This is a genomic window from Chitinophaga silvatica (assembly GCF_003419895.1).
Lineage (GTDB): Bacteria > Bacteroidota > Bacteroidia > Chitinophagales > Chitinophagaceae > Chitinophaga > Chitinophaga silvatica.
Genome location: NZ_QPMM01000015.1, coordinates 1 through 25,864, shown reverse-complemented (window position 1 = coordinate 25,864; position 25,864 = coordinate 1). Strand labels below are relative to the sequence as shown.

The following is a 25,864-nucleotide window of genomic DNA, read 5'->3' as shown; positions in this document are numbered from 1 at the left end:
TAAAATCATAAATCATCAAACTACTTATAACAAAAAAACATCTATCTATTATATTATAAATCAACCTAAAAAAATTTAATTTTTTTGCAACATAAATCCGGGCAACCAGTCTAATAGGCTAATGAATAATCCAGCAGCACATACCCTAACCGATCAGCAACTAGTTGAAAAAGTATTAGCGGGAGATCAGCAGGCCTTTGCCCGTATCATCAGGCAAACGGAAGGCCTGGTTGCACAAATGGTATTTAAAATGGTTCCTACACCGTCGGACCGGCGTGATATTGTACAGGATATTTATCTCAAGACCTATAAAAATCTTTCGACCTTTCGTTTTAATTCCAAACTCAGTACCTGGATCGGAAAAATAACTTATAATACCTGTTTAAGTTTTCTGGAAAAAAAGAAGCTGGTATTTGTGCCATCACATTCAGATGATATTGCACAGGAAGAAATCCTGGAAAGCTGGGCCTATAATAAGCATCCGGATACCAGCAATGAAGTAGAAAAAAGGATTTCAGGAAATGAATTGTCGGCTATTCTGAAAGCAGCTATTAAAAACCTCTCTCCTCCTATTTACCAAACATTAATTACGCTTTATCATCAGGAAGAGCTGAGTTATGCAGAAATAGCTGAAATCACTTCCCTTCCGGAAGGAACAATAAAGAACTACCTGTTTCGTGCGAGAAATGTACTTAAAAAGAATTTATTATCGACTTATCAAAGAGAAGAATTATGACAAAGCATCCGACAGAAGAAGAACTGCAAAATTTTGCACTGGGCCAGCTACCTGCTGATCCTAAATTGGAAGCTCATATGCATGAATGTCTGGCCTGCCAAATGGCAGTTGAAAACTACCAGGCCATTTTTTCTTCAATAAAATCGATAGAACAACCGGTATTTGACTTTGATGTAGAACAACTGGTATTATCTCAACTTCCTAAATCGGTTACCTTACCATCAAGGCAATTTATAATCAAAACATTATTGCTTGTAATAACCGTGATTACTGTTGTTACAGGAATATTAATGTTGATGAATGAGGTATTCGGACAATTGCTCGACAATATTTCCCTAACGCTGCTAAGCATTATTTTATCATCAACGCTTGGAATTGTAACGTATTTAAGCAGCGAGTTGCTGAATACATACAGGGCAAAAATGCAATCACTAAATTTTTATTAAGTGAATTGCAACAAAAATCAACTTACTCTATCTAACTAAGAAGTAATAAAAAATATTAAAAATGAAAAGAATAATTATCACATCAATATTTGGAATACTAAGTCTTTCTGCTTACTCACAACCATTAGAGGGGTTGAATAAAGAGATGATGGTAGAACTTGAAAGAAGTATCATTTTGCTTGTCTTTTTATTCATGATATCCAGCCTTATACTTTCATTGATGCGGATGATCCTGGACAACAGGCTTAAGAATAAAATGATTGAAAAAGGTGTACCAGTGGAAGTAATTGCCAATATGCTCCCTAAGAAAAGTGAGCTTACCTCTACAGCAAAATATTTCTGTATTCTCACAGCTATTTGTGTGGGGCTGCTGCTGATATCCTTCTTTCCTCCGCTTGGCCTGCATTCAGCAGCTATTATGGGATTTTGTATTGCAACCGGACTATTAGGTTATTATTTCTGGTCTCAAAAAATCAGTAAGTAATTCTGAATATATAATATAACAAGTATGAAAACGATTTATGTTTTATGCAGCATCTGCTTTATTGCATCAATAATAATGTTTGTAAACTTTATTCATATCTTTTTCCCAAATAATGGATTTACTATGTCCATAGAGGAAAACAGCGAGAGATATAAAATGCAGATTTCTTATAATAGTGATAAAACACCATTGGTAGAACATTATTTAGATAGTTGTTTCCAGCCGGTTAAATTGTTTGAAGGCACACATAAGATAAACAGGGAGATAATGATGGATCCTGAAACGAAGTTTAATATCAGTGCAGCAAAAGGACGTTTATCCCTCATCGTTCTTAAATCGGGCTCCAACACTCCGGCATTAGACAAATGCAAGGATATTGCAAATGGAGTTAAACAGCTGATATGTGCGCCAATTGTTTCTAAGTAGAAGTACTTAGAAACAAAAATCCGGTAACCAATTTTAACAGTTTATATAGTACTAACGGGCTTGCTGCAACGAAAAATAGTTATACTTTTCGGCACAGATATTTTTAATGTAGCAGCTATCTATGAATAAGAAGTTTTACAATGTTATTTTGCTTTTTATATTCGTTGGTTGTGGATATGGAGTTAGCGGACCAAAGAAAGAGAAGCATAATTATACCTGGAAACGGGATCCGTATACCGGGGCTTTAGTGCGTCAGGATCAGGAGCCTCCGAGATATAACAAGCGCAGAAAAAAACATAGTGCTATTCATCCATCCATTGTATTTGTTGAATCAATGAAAGGATACCGAACAACTATCGGTTCATTTCCTCAGGATTTATGGGCATTTGAAAACTACAATGATAAGTCGAGAAATGCCATCCGTAGTATGAAAGATGAAGGATTTAAGGATTTAAAGATAGACTACCTGTATCTTGATTCTTTAGTACTCAATTTTACATTCAATGAAGATGCGAAGCGGGCCATTGGGAATGTAGAACTTTCGTCGGTAGACCGGGTAGGGCAATTTATTTTTGTCTATAACCGACAGGATTCAACTTTAATGACAACAACAGTATTACCTAAGAAGAAGAATTTTGTATTTAAGAATTGATTCTTTAGAGATAGAAAAAACAAGAGGTTATCTTTCCAGATAACCTCTTTTCTTGTGACCGCGTCAGGATTCAAACCTGAAACCTTCTGATCCGTAGTCAGATGCTCTATTCAGTTGAGCTACGCAGCCATCTTTATTTTGATGGGATTGCAAAGGTAGTGCTTTTTTCGAAACTGCCAAATATTTATTAAAAAATTTTCTTCAATCTACTGATTTACACGTACTTTTACAAAGGTCGCTAATTATTAAAAGCCGTGAAAATACAACTCTGGAGCATAGGAAAGGAACATGACCCATATATACGTGATGGGATGGCTGTTTTTCAGAAACGATTGCAGCATTATGTGGATTTTGATGTAAAATTAATCCCTACAGTAAAGCAGGCAGCCAGTTTATCTGTTCCGGAATTAAAGAAGCAGGAAGCAAAAATTATTTTAGATTTGTTACAGCCTACGGATTATTTGCTAGCTTTAGATGAAAGAGGAAAAATGATGACTACCATACAGTTTGCCGACTTTCTTCAACAACGCACCAATGCAGGTACCAGGCAATTAATCATTTTGATTGGAGGCGCTTTTGGTATTGATAGTACTGTATTGCAAAGGGCGCAAATGCAGTTGTCATTATCTGCCCTTACCTTCCCTCATCAATTAGTCAGGCTACTTCTTACGGAGCAGTTATACAGGGCATACACAGTAATAAACAGAGAAAAGTATCATCATCAATAGTCAGAATCAAAACTGAGATTATGTCGTTATCCATCAGTATTATCATTATTATTTTTACCTGCCTGGTTTCAATTCCGGCCTTCAGTAATCATAATCAATTATATAAATTAAGTCTGCAGCCTTATCTGGTAAAGAATAACAGGGAGTATTACCGTTTTTTAACCTCTGGGTTTGTGCATGCCGATTATGGACATTTATTTTTTAATATGCTTACGCTCTATTTCTTCGGAGATGTGGCGGAAGGCTTTTTCTTAATGTATTTCAACAGTAAGTTTCTATATATCCTGTATTATGTGCTGGCAATAATTGTAGCCAATATGCCATCCTTTTTCAAACATAGGAATGATCCTAATTATATCTCATTGGGAGCATCAGGAGCTATTTCTGCAATAGTATTTACTGCAATTTTATTACATCCATGGGCTACCATTTCCTTATTCTTTGCTATTAGAATGCCGGCAGTACTTTATGGGGTATTATTCCTTGTGATTTCTGCTTATTTGTCGAGAAAAGGAGGTGGAAATATCAATCATGACGCTCACTTATGGGGAGCTGTATTTGGAATTGTATTTCCATTGATCTTCCACCCCGACCTGGCATCTGATTTCATATATCAGATTACGCATCATTAATCCTTTTTCCATTCGAACTGCACAACTGTTTGGGTATTGGGTGTAATTTTCGTTCTGTCATCGATACGAATACCCAGTACCCAGATGATTCTCTTTCCGGATTCCAATACCCATACCTGTTCTTTTTCCGGCAACGACAACTTCTGATCAATCAATAAACGACTTATCTTTTTCTTCTTGGGCATTCCTAACGGGTAGAAATAATCGCCCTGTTTCCATTTTCTGAGGATTAGCGGAAAAGTTACCTGGGCAGCATCCAGCCAGGCAATATGTGAAGCAGTAGGAATTGCAGTATGATCCCTTGGTGCGGCTTTAATTTGTAGTTGTCCGCCTGCAAAATGAATATGCTGTTGCTCTTTATCTATTACCTGCAACGGAGCAGCGATAGCGGTTAAAGGAGTAATGAGCAGCCAGTTTCTGTTTCTGATAATCCGGTGAGAGCTGGTTTCAACATACCTGCCAGACTCGCTGTCGAGTAGTGCCAGCACCTGTTGGGTTTGAGCAACAGAGCAGCCAAAAGTTTTGAAAATTTCCCAGGCAATGGTACCCAGTGGAATTGTTTTAGCCAGCTTTCTGACAGGAATAAGCCAGTTGTCTTGCTGCTGAATCAATAATTGCTTCTTCTTACGTTCCACAGCTTCCAGATATAAATATTCAGCTTCCTTGATCCGGTCGGTGGTTGCAGCCATATTTTTAACAGCGGCAGGAGTAATTTCCTGGAATTTCGGAATAATCTGATGTCTGAAAAAATTACGTGTATACTTATCCGTTACATTGGAACTATCTTCTACGAAACTGATATTCTTCCAGGCAGCGTAAGCGATTAAAGTATCTTTTTCAGCGAAGAGCAGAGGTCTGATGATTTTATCCTGTTTTGGCAGGATACCATGCAGGCCGGAAATACCGGTACCTTTAGCAAAATTCATCAGGGCAGTTTCTACGCTGTCCTGCATATGATGGGCAGTAGCAATATAATGGCAGCCTTCCTTTATTCTGACAGTTTCGAGCCAATTGTATCTCAATTCTCTTGCGGCCACCTGAATACTTATGTGTTGAGTGCTGGTATATTCGAGTGTTTCAAAGCGGGTATGGAAAAATGGAATTTCCAGTTGCGCGGCCAATGATTTGACAAAGTTTTCGTCGCGTACCGATTCTTCGCCTCTGAGTTGGAAGTTGCAGTGAGCAATGGCTACGTGATAGCCGGCCAGTTTAAACAGCCATGCCATTACAACAGAGTCGACACCCCCACTTACTGCCAGCAGTATTTTTTGGGAAGGGTCAAACAATTGCTGACGTTGAATATAAGAAGTAAAATTATTGAGTAGTTGCTGAGGCATTCTGTTTGGATATGGTGATTAATATACTAGTTCTTCGTAGGCAGATCTGAGCTCATTGAGCGCATGGCGTTCGTTGGCTGCTTTGGCCATTTCCATGCCTTTTTCATAAGTTCGTATAGCCGCCTCCTTATCATTCTTTCTTTCGAAGAGTTTTCCCAACTGATAATAAGAGCCTACGTAAGAAGGTTCATACGCCAGTAATTCTTCAAATAATTGCTGTGCAGTTACATCATCATTTAATTTCATGTATTCCAATGCCAATGCGTGTTTGAGGAAACTATCATTGGGAGTTGCCAGTAAGAGTTGTTTTATCTGTGCTATTCTATCCATGCAATTATTTATTATAAAATATTAATATATATCATCAAAATTGTAGTTAAAACTGATCAAAATCATATTAAGGCCTGCGGTTAGCTTATATTAATTAAATATATTTGCTCATACCGCATTTATAAACCAAAACAGTTAAAGGCCATGAAGATATTAGTATGTATCAGCAAAACTCCGGACACGACTGCAAAAATAGCTTTCACGGACAACAACACGAAATTCAATGAGGCTGGCGTACAGTTTATTATTAATCCCTATGACGAATGGTATGCCTTAGTCAGAGCATTGGAGCTGAAAGAAACCGTTGGAGCAGATGTACACCTGGTTACGGTTGGAGGAGCTGATTGCGACCCTATTATCCGTAAAGCGCTGGCATTGGGAGGAGATGAATCATTCAGGATTAATGCAGAAAGTGCAGATAGTTTTTATGTGGCCTCACAGATAGCAGCATTTGCAAAAGACAAACAATATGACATCATATTTACCGGTAAGGAAACAATTGATTATAACGGCTCAGTAATAGGTGGTATGGTTGCCGAGCTGTTAGCACTTCCATTTGTATCTATAGCCGCAAAATTTGATTTAAGCGGAACCGTTGCAACTATCAACAGGGAGATAGAGGGGGGTGAAGAGATTTGTGAGGTATCGTTGCCGGTAGTTGTTTCCTGCCAGAAAGGAATGGCGGAAGCACGTATTCCGAATATGCGTGGCATTATGGCTGCCAGAACCAAGCCATTAACAGTTGTAGAACCGGTAGCTACAGAAACGCTGACCAGTGTGGTAAGCTTTGAATTACCGCCGGCAAAAGCAGGGGTAAAACTAATCAGTGCTGACAATGTAGATGAACTGGTAAAGTTGCTGCATGAAGAAGCCAAGGTTATTTAAGGTAAACCGATCTCTTAACAACTAATTATTTGAATCAATGTCAATTTTAATATTCGCCGATCAGGCTCAGGGAAAGATAAAGAAATCAGCATTAGAAGCAGTACAATATGGAGCTAAAGTAGCTGAGCAGCTGGGAACAACTGCGACTGCACTGGTATTAGGTCCGGTAGAATCAGCAGAGTTGGAAACATTGGGTTATTATGGAGCGCAAAAGGTATTGCATGCATCAGATGCCCGTTTACATGAAGTAGAAACAACCGTATATACGAAGATAATAGCAGAAGCTGCGGGGAAAGAAGGTAGCAAAGTGATTATATTTCCATCCAACTTTGATGGGAAAGCGCTGGCGCCACGACTATCAGCCCGTTTGAAGGCAGGATTGGTTGCGGGAGCGATTTCGTATCCGGATACCAGTAATGGTTTTGTGGTTAAGAAGAATGTATTTTCAGGTAAGGCATTTGCTAATGTAAATATCACTTCTGAAGTAAAGATCATTGCCATTATGCCTAATACTTTTGCAATAAGTGCAGGCACTAATAAAGCAACTGTAGAAGCGTTTACACCGGCTATAAATGATGCAGACTTCAAGGTAAAGGTAATCAGAACGGAAACGGTTAGTGGAGAAGTGCCGTTAACAGAGGCTGAGATCATTGTAAGTGGAGGTAGAGGTATGAAAGGGCCAGAAAACTGGGGAATGCTGGAAGATCTTGCCAAAGCATTGGGAGCAGCAACAGCCAGTTCCCGTCCGGTAGCCGATGCAGGATGGCGTCCGCATCATGAGCATGTGGGTCAGACTGGTTTGACGGTACGTCCGAACCTGTATGTTGCAATTGGTATTTCCGGTGCAATTCAGCATCTGGCGGGGGTCAACGGTAGTAAGGTAATTGTTGTGATCAACAAAGATCCTGAAGCACCCTTCTTCAAGGCAGCTGATTATGGTATAGTTGGCGATGCATTTGATGTGGTTCCGAAGCTGACAGAAGCCGTTAAAAAGTATAAACAACAATAAGAGGGATATAGATTTGCGGGAAAGGCAGTGTTCCCGCAAATCCTGTTCTTAATTTTAATTAGTTTTTTTTTAGATAAGGAATATTTTTCTAACTTCACGGTCTTACAAACTATTCAGCGACAACGCAAGACAGATATGAGAAAAATAGAACTGGAAATAGTTGCTTTATCACATAGCATAACGCAAACCCATTCATATGCCGTGGTATTAGGTGAGGTAAATGGGTTACGGCGTTTACCCATTGTAATTGGTGGTTTTGAAGCCCAGGCAATTGCAGTGGCGTTGGAGAAAATGCAACCCAGCCGGCCTTTGACGCATGATTTGATGAAAAACTTTATGAACGCATTTAATGTGGAATTACAGGAAGTTATCATCAGCAATCTGCAGGAAGGCATTTTTTATTCTAAGCTTATCTGTTCCAATAATGAAGAAACTATTGAAATAGATTCCAGAACTTCCGATGCATTAGCATTGGCGGTTCGTTTTGGTTGCCCCATTTATACTTTCGAGAACATTCTGAATAGTGCAGGTATCTTGTTGGATGATCCGTCTGGTAAAAAGCCAAAACCTGCAGCTCCTGTGATTTCCGAGCATGAAAAAGGTGCAGATGATGACCTGAAAAGTCTGAACCTGGAAGATTTGAATACTTTATTACAGGAAGTTCTGGAACAGGAAGATTATATCCGCGCAATTGCCATTCGCGATGAAATAAATAGTCGCAAAAGCAAATAATCCATTCTTATATCAGTTTAAGGCTATCGACATTCGTGGGTAGTTAATATTGCTATGATTGTATTTCCAAATTGTAAAATAAATCTGGGCTTACATATACTTCGTAAGCGTTCCGACGGGTTTCACGACCTGGAAACCATATTTTATCCTATACCAGTAACAGATGCCCTGGAAGTAATCAGCAGCCAGGAATTACATTTTGAAAGTAGTGGGATCAGTGTTCCAGGTAAGTTGGCCGACAACCTATGTTTGCGGGCCTATCAGCTGCTTAGGCACGACTACCCTACCCTACCATCAGTTAGTATTCATTTACACAAGCATATACCAATTGGAGCCGGATTAGGAGGAGGATCTTCTGATGCAGCATTTATGTTGCAATTACTGAATACCAAATATCAGCTGAACCTCACAGCTTCAGCACTTATAGCGTATGCGGCACAGTTAGGAAGTGATTGTCCGTTCTTTATTTCCAATGAGCCTTGTTTTGCAACCGGCAGAGGAGAAATAATGGAACCGCTGCAGCTTGATTTATCGGCTTATTCATTTCTGTTGGTACACCCCGGGATTCATGTAAACACCGGTTGGGCATTTCAGCAATTGAGTCCGCAGGTTCCTGCAAGATCCTTAAAGGAGGTGATTGAGTTACCGGTGGCGGAATGGAAGGCTGTATTGAGTAATGATTTTGAGAAGCCTGTATTTGGTCAGCATCCGGTTTTGGGAACAATAAAGGAGCGTATGTATGAAAACGGAGCGATATATGCGGCAATGAGTGGAAGTGGGTCGGCGGTTTACGGGATCTTTCCTAAAAACAAAATAGCTGACATCTTTTGGGATGCCAGCTACCGGGTATTTACAATAAGGTAAATCTTATTTTACTGAAGCTACCAGGGCTTTAAAGGTTTCTGGTTCGTTCATTGCTAAATCAGCCAACACCTTTCTGTTCAGATCGATGTTTTTACCAGCTAATTTGTTCATGAATACAGAGTAAGTCAGACCTTCTGCTCTTACTGCAGCGTTGATACGAGCGATCCACAGCTGACGATAGTTTCTTTTCTTTAATTTACGACCTACATAGCTATAAGTCAGACCTTTCTCAAGGACGTTCTTCGCTACGGTGTAAACATTCTTCCTTTTACCGTAGAAGCCTTTGGCTTGCTTTAAGATCCTTTTTCTGCGGGCTCTTGAAGCTACGGCGTTAACTGAACGAGGCATTGTTTTCTTTTTTTCTCAGGTTATAAAATTCGATTTGCAATGACAGATGACTAGCGCATTCCGAGCATTCTCTTAACGAGGTTAAGATTTGCTTCATGAACCAGTGTACTACCTCTTAAGCTACGTTTTCTTTTCGTAGATTTTTTGGTTAGTAAGTGGCTTTTGAAGGCCATGAACCGCTTAATCTGTCCGTTCCCACCCACCTTGAAAGTTTTCTTGGCACGGGAATGTGTCTTTACTTTGGGCATCTTACATCAAATTTGGTCTGCAAAGGTAGGGAAATAATTTAAAAAAGAACAGTCCTGGCCAAATAAATATCAGTTTACCCCCAATGTGGAAAACTTTTTAATATTTTTTTACCCTTTCTTAAGCCATTGACAATCAATTTTCGATTTGATATTTAGTCAACTTATCTGGTACCCACATATATTATAAATAAATTCACTTCTTTGAAATCTCTATATTATTCTTAATTTTAATCTCAAATATTTTATATATTTTAACCATACCATATATAAACACCTGACGCCTATGAAACCATTTTACACAATTGAAACCCTGAACCGGAGCGTGTTTCCGGCCGATTTTAATCCTCGTAAAGAGTTGTGGAATCGTCTTGTCTGAAGCTTTAGCTAATCAGACCTGATACTTTTTTCACTTAACTGTTTGCACCTATGAAACGACTATTAACCATTCTATACCTGTTGCTAGGCATCCTGCTCCTGAATCAGAGCGCGATGGCACAGAATCCGAATACAGGTGATCCTTTTATGAACCTCCCAGACTCAGCCTGTCTGAACAGCTTTGCGTCTACCAACGTTTTCTTCTGGAAAGCCGGTGGTGGTACAAAGGCCGACTGGACTATCACAGGAGGTACCTATACTATTCTGTATAATTCTGATGCCTCAAAAACCTTAATTGGTCAAAAGCCCGAGGGTACCTACAAGAAAAATGCGCTGACTATTAAATTTACCAGCACTGGGTTATATACCATTAAGGCCAGATTATATAGTGATAACAATACCTGGTATGATGTATCCAGAACTATTTATGTAAAAGACTGTTCCATTCTGCCTTGTCAAGGTCAGAATACCGGAGCAGGAGACTTTTTTTACGATTTTGGTACTTTCCCGGTAAATGCGAAAACGAGTAGACCCGATGACAATGTGCCACCATCTACCAGCCCTACAACCGGCGGGTACAATTATAAAGAATTCCCTACCGTTAGAGACGGTAACTTTGTCGATGACAGTTACACTGTATTCTGGCATACACAAATCAGAAGTGAATGGATTTATACAACAGACCATACCGGAAGCTCCGATCCTACTAAGGTTGGTGCTATGCTGATTGCCAACTCTGCGATTGCAAAGAAAACCTTCTTTGTGAGAAAAGATGTACCGGTTTGTCCGGGTTCTTCCTATAATTTCAGTGCATGGTTCCTCAACTTAAATACATTAGAAGTATTCAATAAAACCTGTGCCGATGGTAATGCCGATGGTTATCACTATGCCGGTGTAACCTTTTTGATTCTGGATGAAAGCAAAGGTGGCACTCCCGATACTTTAGCACGGTTCAAAACTTATGATGTATCCATGAACCTTGCCAGTCCTCAATGGCAACAGTATGGTGGTGGTTTCAAAACGCCAGGTGGTGTAACCAAAGTGACCCTTGCTATTGTGAACGATCGTTATGGTGATTGTGGTAATGATATTGCAATTGATGATATTTCCTTTAAGTATTGTAGTCCGAATATCTATTCATTTATAGATGGGCAGGATCGTCCACAGCTTAAATCAGCGGCTCTTTGCGAAGGCGCTCCGGTAACTATTAAAGCAATTTATAGCCCTAACGGATGGACAGGCAATGTTTATAAACCAGAAGACGATTACTTTAAAATTCCTTTATATCAATGGGAATACAGTTATAATAATGTAAACTGGTTCAAATTATCTGATTCATTAAATCTTAGAGTTGGTAGTCAGACTCCTACCCTCGAATTTAGACCAGGTGCATTGGTAGGAGATCCGGATAAGCCTATTGACTTGTATTATCGGGTAAACATTCTTGAAAAAGGGAACTCCAGTAACTGTGCGGCCCCTTCTGAGTATACTAAAATCACAATTCTACCTAAACCTAAAGTAACTGTATCCACTGGTCGCATATGTAAAGGTGATCAGGTAATATTAACCGCCAGTGGTGGTTATACGAAATATGAATGGCTGGTTGATCCAAGGATTTTGGGTCCTTCCATGACGGTATATCCTGATACCACTACTACTTATTCTGCGCTGGGTATTGCCGATTATGGTAAAGATCCCGAGACTGGTGCCCCTCGTCAATGTTCCGATACCGGTTATGGTACCATTGTCGTAGATACCATGCCTAAAGTCAACATTACCGGTGGACCTAAAGAAATTTGTCAGGGTGCTTCCATTACTTTAGGTATCCAACCTGCCAACAGCATATTTAATATCGTGTGGACGCCTGTTGGAAAAGGAACTCCTAAGACCATTAATTTCACTGATGTTCCAAACAAACTGGATACTAATAAATATTATGTAACTGTAACCAATGGTAAGTGTGTGGCTGCTGATACCTTTAAAGTAAAGGTTTATGAGATTCCGATTCCGAAGGCCACAGCCCCAGCCACCAATTGTAATAATGATACGTTTAACCTGACGGCTACCTTAAAATCAACAGAACAGGGAACCTGGTCTCTGGTGGTTCCAAATCCGGCTATCACCATAGCAAATCCGAATGCCGCTACTACAACCATTACAGGTGTACCTGCCGGTGCAACTACCCAGGTGAGATGGTCGGTTGTGAATGCCGGTAAAACGGATTGTACGCATGATACTATTATTAATTTAATAAATCAGGCCGCCATTAGCGGGAATATCATTCTGTCTGATCAGGTATTATGTAAAATCACTGATGCCAGAAGCCTACTAACAATTCAGGGGCCTTTAGCGGGTGGTAGTGGAACTTATACCTATCAATGGCAAAGAAGCAATAACGGTGCGGCCTATACAAATGTAGGAACCGGAACAACATATGCTCCTCCTGCACCAGGTGCTGCTGCTAACGTAGATAAATACCGGCTGATCATTACTTCCGGAGCATGTACATCTACTAGTAATGTAATATCCATCAGTGTAAATAGCCAAACGCTGACAGCCACCGCTCCTGCAGATAAAACTGTTGAATGCGTTGCCGGTACTGATTATACTACACTGTTTGGAACACCTGTTTACAGTGGTCTGAATGCTACAATTACTAGCACTACAGATGCATCTACTACCCCTAATGCATGTACGCAGAAATTTACACGCACCTGGATTATTAAAGATCAGTGTAATAATTCCAAAACAGTTGTTCAGACTATTACTGTAACCGATACTAAAGCTCCTGTATTTGTATATAAACCATCTGCCGATACTACGGTTAGTTGTGAAAATATATTTACTGCCGCTCAAGTTCCTGGTCCAATTGCAAAAGATGATTGTTCCGCAGTAACCATGAGTACTCCGGTAGAATCTGCGAGAACCACTCCTAACCCGGCTTGTGCAAGTACCTATTCATATACAATTACCTGGACGGCTAAAGATGCTTGCGGTAATACGGTTAGTACGGTAATGAAAGTAAATGTAGAAGATAAAACTCCTCCTACCTTTACCTATAAACCAAATGCAGATACTACTGTAGATTGTGATAAGACCTTCACTCCAGCGCAAGCTAAGCCTATAGTAACCGATAATTGTACTCCAACCGCTTCTATCAGCCTTACTTCTGTTGAATCGGCTAAGGTTTACGATCCAAACTGTAAGAATGGTTATACCTATGATATTACCTGGACCGCTAAAGATGCCTGTGGTAATATTGCTACTTTTGTACAACACGTAAAAGTACAGGATGTAACCAAACCAGTATTTACTGTTAAACCTCCAGCCGCAGTAACAGTAAATTGTGATGCTGTTCCTGATCAGAGCACCATTACGGTTAAAGCTACTGATAACTGTACTGCAGCTGCTGCTATAAAAATTACTTACGCTGAATCTACTAAAACACCAACACCAGGTTGTGCGAATGGTTATACCTTTACCCGTACCTGGACAGCAACAGACGAGTGTGGCAATTTTGAAACTGTATCTCAGGTTGTAACAGTGGTAGATAATACCAAACCGGTATTTACGGTTAAACCTCCTGCAGCAGTAACCGTAAATTGTGATGCCGTTCCTGATCAGAGTACCATTAATGTAGAAGCTACAGACAATTGTTCGCCTAAGGACAAAATCATAATAGATTATTCAGAATCGACTAAGTCATATACTCCAGGATGCCCTAATGGTTATACTTTCACACGTACCTGGAAAGCTACTGACGAATGCGGTAACTCTGATATTATAACTCAGGTTGTAACGGTGGTAGATAATACCAAACCGGTATTTGTATTGATACCAGCTGCCGATACAACAGTAGATTGTGATAAAGTACCTACTCAAGCTGATGTTAAATACAGAGTAACCGATAACTGTACTCCGGAAAGTGATATTAAAGTTACCTACAGCGAAACACCAAAAGTGCCAACTGCAGGTTGCGCTAATGCTTATACATTCACCCGTACATGGGTAGCTAAAGATGCTTGCGGTAACAGTGCAACTATCTCACAAAATGTAACAGTAGTAGACAGAACAGCTCCGGTGTTCACCTGGAAACCAGCTAAGGATACTACTGTAGAATGTAGTGCTGTACCTAAGAAAGGTGATGTGAAGGTGGCAGTAACTGATAATTGTACAACAACCGGTAGTATTACCATCAATGAAGTTGATGGCCCACATACTCCTACTCCGGGTTGTGCGAATGGTTATACCTTCACCCGTACATGGACCGCTTCAGATGGTTGCGGCAATTCAACTACTATCAGTCAGAATATCACTGTAGTAGATAGAACTGCTCCGGTGTTTACCTGGAAACCAGCGGCCGATACCACTGTAGAATGTGATAAAGTACCAGCCAAAACTGATGTTCCTTATACGGTAACAGACAACTGTTCTCCGTCAGGTGCCATTACAGTAGTGATAAATGACGGAGCATCCACAGTTTCTCCTACCTGCCCTAATGGTTATACTTTCACCCGTACATGGACTGCAACTGATGCATGTGGTAATAGCAGCACTACCAGTCAACATTACACAGTTGTAGATAAAACTGCTCCGGTATTTACATGGAAACCAGCAGCCGATACGACTGTAGAATGTAGTGCTGTGCCTAAAACTACTGATGTACCATTTGAGGTTAAAGACAACTGTTCTCCTCGTGATAAAATCACTATAAAGATTATTGACGGAGCTCCTACTCCAACAGCGAACTGTCCAAACGGCTATACATTTACCCGTACATGGATCGCTACTGATGCCTGCGGTAATACTGCAAACACCAGTCAGAATGTTACAGTGGTTGACAGAACTGCTCCGGTATTCACATGGAAGCCAGCAGCCGATACGACTGTCACTTGTGATAAAGTACCTGCGAAAGGTGATGTGAAGTATGCTGTAACAGACAACTGTTCTCCGGCCAGCGATATTAAAGTAGTGATTACAGATGGAACATCTACACCTACTCCTGGTTGTAGCAACGGTTATACTTTCACCCGTACATGGACCGCTACTGATGGTTGCGGCAACTCTGCTTCTACCAGCCAGAAAGTAACCGTGATCGATAATGCTGCTCCGGTATTCACCTGGAAGCCAGCAGCTGATACAACTGTAAGTTGTGATAAAGTGCCTGCTCAGGCAGCTGTTAAATATTCAGTAACTGATAATTGTTCTCCAGCGGCTGATATTAAAGTGGTGATTACTGACGGACCATCTACTCCTACTCCTGGATGTAGCAACGGTTATACTTTCACCCGTACATGGACCGCTACTGATGGTTGTGGCAACTCTGCTTCTACCAGCCAGAAAGTAACAGTGATCGATAATACAGCACCGGTATTCACATGGAAACCAGCGGCTGATACAACCGTAAGTTGTGATAAAGTGCCAGCTCAGGCAGATGTGAAATATGCTGTTACAGACAACTGTTCGCCAGCTACGGATATTAAAGTGGTGATTACAGATGGTACAAAAAACCCTACTCCGGGTTGTACCAATGGTTATACTTTCACCCGTACATGGACTGCAACTGATGGTTGTGGTAATTCAGCCTCTACCAGTCAGAAAGTAACCGTGATCGATAATACTGCTCCGGTATTTACATGGAAACCAGCGGCTGACACAACGGTAAGTTGTGATAAAGTACCTGCTCAGGCAGATGTAAAGTATGCTGTTACAGACAACTGTTCACCGGCTGCGGATATTAAAGTGGTGATTACAGATGGTACAAAAACCCCTACTCCGGGTTGTACCAATGGTTATACTTTCACCCGTACATGGACCGCTACGGATGGTTGTGGTAATTCTGCCTCTACCAGTCAGAAAGTTACAGTGATTGATGATAAAGCTCCGGTATTCACATGGAAACCGGCAGCTGACACAACTGTAAGCTGTGATAAAGTACCTGCACAGGCAGATGTGAAGTATGCTGTTACAGACAACTGTTCACCGGCTGCGGATATTAAAGTGGTGATTACTGATGGTTCGAAAACACCTACTCCGGGTTGTACCAATGGTTATACTTTCACCCGTACATGGACCGCTACGGATGGTTGTGGTAATTCTGCTTCTACCAGCCAGAAAGTAACTGTAATTGATGATAAAGCTCCGGTATTCACATGGAAGCCGGCGGCTGATACAACTGTAAGCTGTGATAAAGTACCTGCTCAGGCAGATGTGAAGTATGCTGTTACAGACAACTGTTCACCGGCTGCGGATATTAAAGTGGTGATTACAGACGGTACAAAAACACCTACTCCGGGTTGTACCAATGGTTATACTTTCACCCGTACATGGACCGCTACGGACGGTTGCGGTAACTCTGCTTCTACTTCTCAGAATGTAACAGTGATCGATAATGCTGCTCCGGTATTCACATGGAAGCCGGCAGCTGACACAACTGTAAGTTGTGATAAAGTACCTGCTCAGGCAGATGTAAAGTATGCTGTTACAGACAACTGTTCACCGGCTGCGGATATTAAAGTGGTGATTACTGATGGTGCAAAAACACCTACTCCGGGTTGTACCAATGGTTATACTTTCACCCGTACATGGACCGCTACCGACGGATGTGGTAACTCTGCTTCTACTTCTCAGAAAGTAACAGTGATTGATGATAAAGCTCCGGTATTCACCTGGAAGCCGGCGGCTGACACAACTGTAAGCTGTGATAAAGTACCTGCTCAGGCAGATGTAAAGTATGCTGTTACAGACAACTGTTCACCAGCTGCGGATATTAAAGTAGTGATTACAGATGGTGCAAAAACACCTACTCCGGGTTGTAGCAATGGTTATACCTTCACCCGTACATGGACCGCTACCGACGGTTGCGGTAACGCTGCTTCTACTTCTCAGAAAGTAACGGTGATCGATAACTCTGCACCGGTATTTACCTGGAAACCAGCGGCTGATACAACTGTAAGTTGTGAAAAGGTGCCGAATCAGAATGATGTGAAATTTGCAGTAACAGACAACTGTTCTCCGGCCAGTGATATTAAAATAGTAATTACTGATAGTAATCCGGTAGCTACTCCGGGTTGTGCTAATGGTTATACCTTCACCCGTACATGGACCGCTACTGACGGATGTGGTAACTCTGCTACCACTACTCAGAAAGTTACAGTAATTGATAACACTGCTCCGGTATTCACCTGGAAACCAGCGGCTGATACCACTGTGAGCTGTGATAAAGTTCCGGCTAAAGGGGATGTGAAATATGCAGTAACAGACAACTGTTCTCCAACCAGTGATATTAAAGTGGTGATTACTGATGGTACATCAACACCAACTCCAGGTTGTAGCAATGGTTATACCTTCACCCGTACATGGACCGCTACTGATGGTTGTGGTAATTCTACCTCTACCAGTCAGAAAGTCACCGTGATCGATAACACTGCACCGGTATTTACATGGAAGCCAGCGGCTGATACGACTGTAAGTTGTGATAAAGTACCTGCGAAAACCGATGTGAAATATGCAGTAACAGACAACTGTTCTCCAGCCAGTGATATTAAAGTAGTGATTACTGATGGTGCATCAACACCAACTCCAGGTTGTACCAATGGTTATACCTTCACTCGTACATGGACCGCTACCGATGGTTGTGGTAACTCTACTTCTACCAGCCAGAAAGTAACCGTGATCGATAACACCGCACCGGTATTCACCTGGAAACCAGCGGCTGATACAACTGTGAGCTGTGATAAAGTACCTGCGAAAACTGATGTGAAATTTGCGGTAACAGACAACTGTTCTCCGGCCAGTGATATTAAAGTAACGATTACTGACAGTAATCCTGTAGCTACCCCAGGTTGTACCAATGGTTATACCTTCACCCGTACATGGACAGCTACTGATGGTTGCGGTAATTCAGCTTCTACCAGCCAGAAGGTAACAGTAATTGATAATACTGCACCGGTATTTACCTGGAAGCCAGCGGCTGATACAACTGTAAGTTGTGATAAAGTACCTGCGAAAGGGGATGTGAAGTTTGCAGTAACAGACAACTGTTCTCCGGCCAGTGATATTAAGGTCGTTGTTACTGACGGTCCTTCTACTCCTACTCCTGGATGTACCAATGGTTATACCTTCACCCGTACATGGACCGCTACTGATGGTTGCGGTAATTCAGCTTCGACCAGTCAGAAAGTCACCGTGATCGATAACACTGCTCCGGTATTCACCTGGAAACCAGCGGCTGATACCACTGTAAGTTGTGATAAAGTACCTGCGAAAGGGGATGTGAAATTTGCAGTAACAGACAACTGTTCTCCGGCTAGTGATATTAAAGTAGTGATTACAGATGGTACATCTACCCCTACTCCAGGTTGTAGCAATGGCTATACCTTCACCCGTACATGGACCGCTACTGACGGTTGTGGTAATTCAGCTTCTACCAGTCAGAAAGTCACCGTGATCGATAATACCGCACCGGTATTTACATGGAAACCTGCCGCTGATACAACGGTAGATTGTGATAAGGTTCCAAACAAAAATGATGTGAAATTTGCAGTAACTGACAACTGCTCTCCGGTTAGTGATATTAAGGTAGTTATTACTGATGGTGCATCTACACCTACACCAGGTTGTGCCAATGGTTATACCTTTACCCGTACATGGACCGCTACTGATGGTTGTGGTAACTCAACCTCTACCAGTCAGAAAGTTACTGTAGTAGACAGAACTGCTCCGGTATTTACATGGAAACCTGCTGCTGACACAACAGTAAGTTGCGATAAGGTTCCGGCTAAAACAGATGTTAAGTACGCTGTTACTGATAACTGTTCTCCAGTAGGTAATATTAAAGTAGTTATTGTTGATGGTCCTCATACCGCTACTCCGGGTTGTACAAATGGTTATACCTTCACTCGTACCTGGACAGCGACAGATGATTGCGGCAATAGCAGCAGCACCAGTCAGAAAGTCACCGTAATAGATAATACAGCTCCTGTGTTTACATTCAAACCAGCGGCTGATACGACAGTGGATTGTGATAAGGTTCCAAACAAGAATGATGTGAAGTTTGCGGTAACAGACAACTGTTCTCCAGCTACTGATATTAAGGTAGTTATTACCGATGGCCCATCTGTTCCAACACCTGGCTGTGCTAATGGTTATACCTTTACCCGTACATGGACCGCTACTGATGGTTGTGGTAACTCAGCTTCAACCAGTCAGAAAGTTACAGTTGTAGACAGAACAGCTCCGGTATTTACATTCAAACCAGCGGCTGATACGACCGTAGATTGTGATAAAGTACCGAAACCTGAAGATGTTAAGTATACCGTTACAGATAATTGTACTCCGGCATCAGACATCAAAGTTGTGTATAGTGAAACACCAAGAATCCAAACCGGTACCTGTGATAATAACTACACCTTTACCCGTACCTGGTTAGCAATGGATGCTTGTGGTAACAAAACATCTATCACTCAAAACGTTACTGTAGTAGACAGAACAGCACCAGTATTTACCTGGAAGCCAGCCGCCGACACTACAGTAGAATGTAATGCAGTACCAAAACCGGCAGACGTTCCTTATTCAGTTTCGGATAATTGTAGTCCGTTAAGCAAAATCAAAGTTGTAATTACCGACGGTAATAAAACTTTTGATCCAAATTGTGCAAACGCCTATATATTCATCCGTACATGGACAGCTACCGACGAATGCGGTAATAGCAGCAGCACCAGTCAGAAAGTTACCGTTGTAGACAGAACTGCTCCGGTGTTTACTCTTAAACCAGCTGCTGATACAACTGTAGACTGTGACAAGGTTCCGGCGGCAAGTGATGTTAAATACCAGGTTACAGATAACTGTACCCCTGCTAATAACATTAAGGTGATATACAGTGAATCTCCTAAAGTACCTACTCCGGGTTGTGCTAACGGTTATACATTTACCCGTACATGGGTTGCATCAGATGGTTGTGGTAACAGCACCACTATCAAGCAAAATGTGACAGTGGTAGACAGAACAGCTCCGGTATTTACATGGAAACCAGCGGCCGATACAACAGTTGAATGTAGCGCAGTACCTAAACCTGGAGATGTAAAATATGCTGTAACAGACAACTGCTCTCCTGTTAGTAGCATTATTGTAAAAATTACAGATAGTCAGACAGTGCCAACACCGGGTTGTGCAAATGCTTATAGCTTCACCCGTACATGGACAGCTACGGATGGTTGCGGTAATTCAACATCTACCAGTCAGAAAGTGAATGTAGTAGATAGAACTGCTCCGGTATTCACCTCCAAACCAGCAGCTGATACAACTGTTGATTGTGATAAAGTACCAGATCCATCTACGCTGAAATACACTGTAACTGATAATTGTACTCCATCTGCCGATATTAAGGTTACTTATAGTGAAACCAGCAAAATGCCTACCGCTGGTTGTGCAAATGCTTATACTTTCACCAGAATTTGGGTTGCGGAAGATGGATGCGGTAATCAAACTACCATTAAACAAAATGTAACAGTAGTAGACAGAACAGCTCCGGTGTTTACCTGGAAACCACAGGCAGATACAACTGTTGATTGTGATAAAGTACCAGCGAAAGAGGATATTACCTACTCTGTAACAGACAACTGTACTCCTTCTGATAAGATCAAAGTAGATTACAGTGAAACACCTAAAGTACCTACTCCGGGTTGTGCCAATGCTTATACTTTCACCCGTATCTGGGTTGCAAGTGATGGTTGTGGTAATACTGCTACCATGAAGCAAAACGTAACCGTAGTAGACAGAACAGCTCCGGTATTTACACTGAAACCAGCGGCAGATACGACAGTGGATTGTGATAAGGTGCCTGCTCCTGCCGATGTGAAATATACAGTTACTGACAATTGTACTCCAACCGCTAACATTAAAGTGACTTATAGTGAGTCGCCGAAAGTTCAAAATGCTGCTTGTGCGAACTCTTACACATTCGTGAGAACATGGGTAGCTACCGATGGTTGTGGTAACAGTACTACTATCAAACAAAATGTAACAGTAGTTGACAGAACAGCTCCGGAATTCACGCTGAAACCAGCCGCTGATACAACAGTAGATTGCGATAAGGTGCCGGCTCCTTCAGATGTGAAATTTGCAGTAACTGATAACTGTACTCCTACCGGTAACATTAAAGTGATTTACAGTGAGTCGCCTAAAGTACCTACTGCCGGTTGTACCAATGCTTACACTTTTGTAAGAACATGGGTTGCCAGTGATGGTTGCGGTAACAGTACTACTATCAAACAAAATGTAACCGTGGTAGACAGAACAGCTCCGGTATTTACTTTCAAGCCAGCTGCTGATACAACAGTAGATTGCGATAAAGTACCGGATCCATCTACCCTGAAATATACAGTTACGGATAATTGTACTCCATCTGCCAACATTAAAGTTACTTATAGCGAATCTCCTAAATTCCAAACTCCGGGTTGTAATAATGCTTACACCTTTGTAAGAACATGGGTTGCTACTGATGGCTGTGGTAACGACGCTACAATCACTCAAAATGTAACGGTGATAGACAGAACTGCTCCGGTATTTACCTGGAAACCAGCTGCCGATACAACGGTAGATTGTGATAAGGTTCCTTCTAAGGATGATATACATTATAGTGTAACTGATAACTGTACTCCTTCTCAGAATATTAAAGTGGATTACAGCGAATCACCTAAAATACCAACTCCGGGTTGTAACAATGCCTATACCTTCACCAGAACATGGACAGCATATGATGGTTGTGGTAACAGCACGGTGATTAAACAAAATGTAACTGTAGTTGACAGAACAGCACCGGTATTCACCTGGAAACCTGCTGCCGATACAACTGTAGATTGCGATAAAGTACCAACGAAGAATGATATCGGATACTCAGTAACAGATAATTGTACTCCTACTCCGGATATCAAAGTAGATTACAGTGAATCAGCCAAGCTACCAACTCCGGGTTGTGCCAATGCCTATACTTTCACCAGAACATGGATTGCGTACGATGGTTGTGGAAACAGCACTACCATGACACAACGAGTAACGGTTGTAGACAGAACAGCTCCGGTATTCACACTGAAACCAGCCGCCGATACAACGGTAGATTGTGATAGAGTACCAACTCCTGCTGATGTTAAGTACCAGGTTTCTGACAACTGTACACCTGCTGATCAGATTAAGGTTACTTATTCTGAGTCGCCTAAAATACCTACACCTGGTTGTGTAAATGGATACACCTTCACCAGAACATGGGTAGCAGCAGATGGTTGTGGTAACACTACCACAATCAGACAAAATGTAACAGTAGTAGACAGAACAGCTCCGGTATTCGTTGTAAAACCTGCAGCCGACACAACTATTGATTGTGATAAGATAGCAGGACTTGACAAGGCAGCTATTACAGCAACTGATAACTGTACACCTACTGTAAACATTAAAATCACCTTCCAGGATGGACCTAAAACTCCAACTCCAGGTTGTGCTAACGGTTACAAATTCACCAGAACTTGGATTGCTTCAGATGATTGTAATAACCAGGCTACATACTTACAACGTGTAACCGTTCAGGATACAACGAAACCAGTATTTAGCATGCCTGCTCCTAAAGACACAGTAGTAGATTGTGATAAAGTTCCGGCATGGCCTGCAATTACAGCTACTGACAACTGTTCTGCCAATGTTCAGGTGATTACTAAATCACAAACAATTAAAACTCCTGGCAACTGTGCCGGTAACTATCAGGAAATCCGCACATGGACTGTAACTGACGACTGTGGTAATATATCAAGTATGAAGCAGGTGATTACAGTTCAGGACACTACTAAACCAGTATTTACAGTGAAACCTCCTGCAGATACTACAGTAAGTTGTGATAACATTCCGCCTCCGGCTACTGATATTCAGGTAACTGATAATTGCAGCAGCATAGGTAACGGCTTAACTTTAAGCCGCAGAATCACTACAGAACCGATTCCAGGTGCCTGTGCCAGCAATTACCGTATCATCCGCACATGGATTGCCAAAGATGCCTGTGGTAACACTACCACTATGACTCAGATAGTAACTGTAAAAGATACTACCCGTCCGGTAATCATGGCCGCTCCTGCTGATATAGAACTCTATTGTCAGGATAAAGTACCAACACCACCGGTACTTACTGCAACTGATAATTGTGATGCATCGTTCCCTAAACGTGCCATCTACACAGAAGATCCTTATGTAGCGGATATCTGTAAAGGATACACTATAATCAGAAGATGGAATATCACGGATGCATGCGGTAATAAGGCCAATGAGGTAATTCAACGAGTAGTTGTTAAACCTTGTGAAAAACCACAACTGGAAGCAACCTTACCTTCTAATTGCTCTGACAATGGTAGAATTGCGCTACGCAGAATTGGTAATGTTTATATGCCAACCTTCACACTGGTTAGCGTAACTCCTTCCAATGTGGTGAGCGGTTTACCAATCACTCAAAGCAATAATGTGTTCAATTTGAATGGTGCTACTTCTGCTTCCTTCATTATTACCGATGGCAGAACTGGTTGCTCTTCAGATACTGTAACCTATAACCTGACTTACATACCAAAACCAGAAGTAAACCTGGGTAGAGATACTACTATCTGCGGTGGCAATAGCCTGGTACTTGATGCAGGTGCTGCAAACTTTGCATACAGCATCAAATGGTCTACCGGTGAAACTACTCAGCGTATCAAGATCAATAAAGCAGGAACTTACTGGGTAAATGTAAGCAACGGACAATGTGAAACTACCGACACCATTCATGTTGGATTGATTCCTACTCCGTTGGTAACTATCCCTGATACAACAATTTGCCGTGGCCAGACCGTTAAGCTGGATGCCTATGTAAATGGAGCTTCTTATCTCTGGAGCACAGGTTCTACAGCATCATCAATTCTGGTTGGAACACAGGAAGAGTTCTGGGTTAAGGTAATGAAAGCCGGATGTATCACTATCGATACTGTGAAAGTGAGTGTGAATCCACCACCAGATATCAGCTTAAGCCGTGATACTTCAATTTGTCCTGATCAATCTATCATGCTGACAGTTAATTCAAATGGAGGCCGTATTCAGTGGCAGACCGGCGAAAACAGCAATTCAATTGTGGTAAATAAACCAGGAAACTATTGGGTTGCAGTAAGCAGAGATAATTGTGTGGTTAGAGACACCGTAAATGTTCGTATGAAACCGATACTGGCACTAGATTTAGGTCCGGATAGAAATATCTGCCCTGGCGGTAGCGTAACTATAGATGCTACTAATCCGGATGCCTTATCCTATCTCTGGAATGATGGAGATCCTAATCCGATCAAAACCATCACTACTCCAGGTAAATACAAACTGGCAGTTATGGATAAATATTGTCAGCGTGTTTACATGGATAGTATAAATGTAAATGTAACCGGATTGCCGAAGATCAATTTAGGAAATGATACTACGCTTTGTAAAGGTGAAACACTGCTCTTACGCGCTGAAGGTGGCGGAATTAGTGCAGTACGCTGGGATAATGGATCAACCTCTCCTAGCCTCACTGTAACTAATGGCGGTACTTACACCGTAACAGTGTTCAACGATTGTGGTTCTGCTACCGATGCCATCACAGTTGCCTTTATAGAATGTGAACCTAAACCAGTAGTACCTAATGCCTTCTCTCCAAATGGCGATGGACGCAACGATGTATTCAGACCAGTGGTTAGAGGCCAGATGTACGACTACGAATTACGCATCTTCAACCGTTGGGGTGAAATGATCTTCATCACTTCCGATAATAAGAAAGGATGGGATGGTAAATACAAGGGAACTCCGGTAGACGTTGGCGCTTATGTATGGTGGCTGACTTACAAGAAAGTACCAGGTGGACCAACCAATGTACTGAAAGGAGAAGTAACCGTAATCAGATAATCGGATCTATTTTATAACGCAAAAAGGTGTCTCTACTTCGTAGAGGCACCTTTTTTTTGTAACTTATCTTCACTTAAAGCCCAACTACTATGAGAAAAAACAACTCTTAAAAAACGGAGGTGAATCTTTATTAACAGAGGATAATCTATGGTCATAAATATTCGTAACAAAAAGAGCATTACTGGTTGGTTATCATTAAGAGAAATTGAACAGGAAGCTCCTCAAAAGAATTACGCATTTTATTATCTTAGTAAAACAAACACTTCTCCATATGAAAGTTTACGAGACAGTTACAGAAGCAATAAATGACCTTCGGAAACGGGGATATACTGAAGACTTTAACCTGCTCTTCGATTCAATACAATCAAAAAATAACACCAAAGTCCGGCCAGAAGATTTTGAAGTAAAGGAAACCTACAGATTTGAAGGAGAGACTGATCCGGGAGATGAAGCAGTTGTATATGGTATTGAAACTATAAACGGAGAAAAAGGAGTTTTGATGTATGGATTTGGAGTTTATTCAGAAGACATGTCGGAAGATTTGATCCGCAAACTGAAATAGCATTAACTAAAAGGAGGAATGCTTCACAACAGAAACATTCCTCCTTTCAATACTTTTATGAGACTATAAAATAAATTGTGTAAACAGATAATCAACTGATCAAATTCGACATCTGTTTTCAAAGATAGTAATATAT

Annotated in this window: 17 protein-coding genes and 1 tRNA gene; 13 read left to right on the top strand and 5 right to left on the bottom strand. The window is 41.3% G+C overall.

What is annotated here, in order from left to right:
• The first annotated feature begins 121 nt into the window (after positions 1-121).
• From DVR12_RS24580 to DVR12_RS24560, 5 genes are all read left to right on the top strand, one after another.
• Entirely contained in the window at positions 122-736 is a 615-nt protein-coding gene (locus DVR12_RS24580) for an RNA polymerase sigma factor (RefSeq protein WP_116978468.1), read from the top strand.
• The gene (locus DVR12_RS24575) at positions 733-1,182 is read left to right on the top strand and encodes an anti-sigma factor family protein (protein WP_116978467.1); all 450 of its coding nucleotides are present in this window, start codon (positions 733-735) and stop codon (positions 1,180-1,182) included. Before DVR12_RS24580 ends, DVR12_RS24575 begins: the two co-directional genes overlap by 4 nt.
• 61 nt (positions 1,183-1,243) lie before the next feature.
• Positions 1,244-1,666: a hypothetical protein gene (locus DVR12_RS24570; RefSeq protein WP_116978466.1), complete on the top strand. Its 423-nt coding sequence runs from the start codon at positions 1,244-1,246 to the stop codon at positions 1,664-1,666.
• A gap of 123 nt (positions 1,667-1,789) precedes the next feature.
• Positions 1,790-2,092, top strand: a complete 303-nt coding sequence (locus DVR12_RS24565) for a hypothetical protein (RefSeq protein WP_147323536.1) — start codon at positions 1,790-1,792, stop codon at positions 2,090-2,092.
• Between the two features lie 121 nt (positions 2,093-2,213).
• On the top strand, positions 2,214-2,744 hold the full coding sequence (locus tag DVR12_RS24560) for a hypothetical protein (protein WP_116978464.1): 531 nt from the start codon (positions 2,214-2,216) through the stop codon (positions 2,742-2,744).
• 55 nt (positions 2,745-2,799) lie between these two features.
• On the opposite strand, the gene DVR12_RS24555 is transcribed toward DVR12_RS24560, so the two are convergent.
• Positions 2,800-2,873, bottom strand: a tRNA-Arg gene (locus tag DVR12_RS24555).
• 125 nt (positions 2,874-2,998) lie between these two features.
• Between DVR12_RS24555 and DVR12_RS24550 the strand changes: the two genes are divergently transcribed.
• Positions 2,999-3,472: a 23S rRNA (pseudouridine(1915)-N(3))-methyltransferase RlmH gene (locus DVR12_RS24550; protein WP_116978463.1), complete on the top strand. Its 474-nt coding sequence runs from the start codon at positions 2,999-3,001 to the stop codon at positions 3,470-3,472.
• A gap of 20 nt (positions 3,473-3,492) precedes the next feature.
• Positions 3,493-4,104, top strand: coding sequence for a rhomboid family intramembrane serine protease (locus DVR12_RS24545; RefSeq protein WP_116978462.1), 612 nt, complete (start codon positions 3,493-3,495; stop codon positions 4,102-4,104).
• Here the strand turns inward: DVR12_RS24545 and tilS are convergent.
• Both tilS and DVR12_RS24535 read right to left on the bottom strand, forming a co-directional pair.
• Entirely contained in the window at positions 4,101-5,441 is a 1,341-nt protein-coding gene (tilS, locus tag DVR12_RS24540; protein ID WP_116978461.1) for a tRNA lysidine(34) synthetase TilS, read from the bottom strand. The genes DVR12_RS24545 and tilS overlap by 4 nt on opposite strands.
• 18 nt (positions 5,442-5,459) lie before the next feature.
• Positions 5,460-5,771, bottom strand: a complete 312-nt coding sequence (locus tag DVR12_RS24535) for a tetratricopeptide repeat protein (RefSeq protein WP_116978460.1) — start codon at positions 5,769-5,771, stop codon at positions 5,460-5,462.
• Positions 5,772-5,915: 144 nt separating this feature from the next.
• On the opposite strand from DVR12_RS24535, the gene DVR12_RS24530 reads away from it, so the two are divergent.
• The 4 genes from DVR12_RS24530 to ispE all read left to right on the top strand — a co-directional run bounded on the left by DVR12_RS24530 (position 5,916) and on the right by ispE (position 9,261).
• On the top strand, positions 5,916-6,656 hold the full coding sequence (locus DVR12_RS24530; RefSeq protein WP_116978459.1) for an electron transfer flavoprotein subunit beta/FixA family protein: 741 nt from the start codon (positions 5,916-5,918) through the stop codon (positions 6,654-6,656).
• A 37-nt stretch (positions 6,657-6,693) separates the two neighbouring features.
• Positions 6,694-7,665 carry an electron transfer flavoprotein subunit alpha/FixB family protein gene (locus tag DVR12_RS24525; RefSeq protein WP_116978458.1) on the top strand — a complete coding sequence of 324 codons (972 nt, stop codon included), beginning with the start codon at positions 6,694-6,696 and terminating at the stop codon, positions 7,663-7,665.
• Between the two features lie 135 nt (positions 7,666-7,800).
• Positions 7,801-8,397, top strand: coding sequence for a bifunctional nuclease domain-containing protein (locus DVR12_RS24520; protein ID WP_116978457.1), 597 nt, complete (start codon positions 7,801-7,803; stop codon positions 8,395-8,397).
• A gap of 54 nt (positions 8,398-8,451) precedes the next feature.
• On the top strand, positions 8,452-9,261 hold the full coding sequence (gene ispE / locus DVR12_RS24515; protein ID WP_116978456.1) for a 4-(cytidine 5'-diphospho)-2-C-methyl-D-erythritol kinase: 810 nt from the start codon (positions 8,452-8,454) through the stop codon (positions 9,259-9,261).
• A 3-nt stretch (positions 9,262-9,264) separates the two neighbouring features.
• On the opposite strand, the gene rplT is transcribed toward ispE, so the two are convergent.
• A complete protein-coding gene (gene rplT / locus DVR12_RS24510; RefSeq protein WP_078673350.1) occupies positions 9,265-9,609 on the bottom strand; it encodes a 50S ribosomal protein L20 in 345 nt (114 codons plus the stop codon).
• Positions 9,610-9,659: 50 nt separating this feature from the next.
• Complete coding sequence (gene rpmI, locus DVR12_RS24505) at positions 9,660-9,857, bottom strand: 50S ribosomal protein L35 (RefSeq protein ID WP_079471802.1); 198 nt, start codon at positions 9,855-9,857, stop codon at positions 9,660-9,662.
• A gap of 426 nt (positions 9,858-10,283) precedes the next feature.
• On the opposite strand from rpmI, the gene DVR12_RS24500 reads away from it, so the two are divergent.
• Together DVR12_RS24500 and DVR12_RS24495 are read left to right on the top strand one after the other, a co-directional pair.
• A complete protein-coding gene (locus tag DVR12_RS24500) occupies positions 10,284-25,166 on the top strand; it encodes a gliding motility-associated C-terminal domain-containing protein (RefSeq protein WP_116978455.1) in 14,883 nt (4,960 codons plus the stop codon).
• A 271-nt stretch (positions 25,167-25,437) separates the two neighbouring features.
• Positions 25,438-25,728 carry a phosphoribosylpyrophosphate synthetase gene (locus tag DVR12_RS24495; RefSeq protein ID WP_116978454.1) on the top strand — a complete coding sequence of 97 codons (291 nt, stop codon included), beginning with the start codon at positions 25,438-25,440 and terminating at the stop codon, positions 25,726-25,728.
• Positions 25,729-25,864 lie beyond the last annotated feature (136 nt).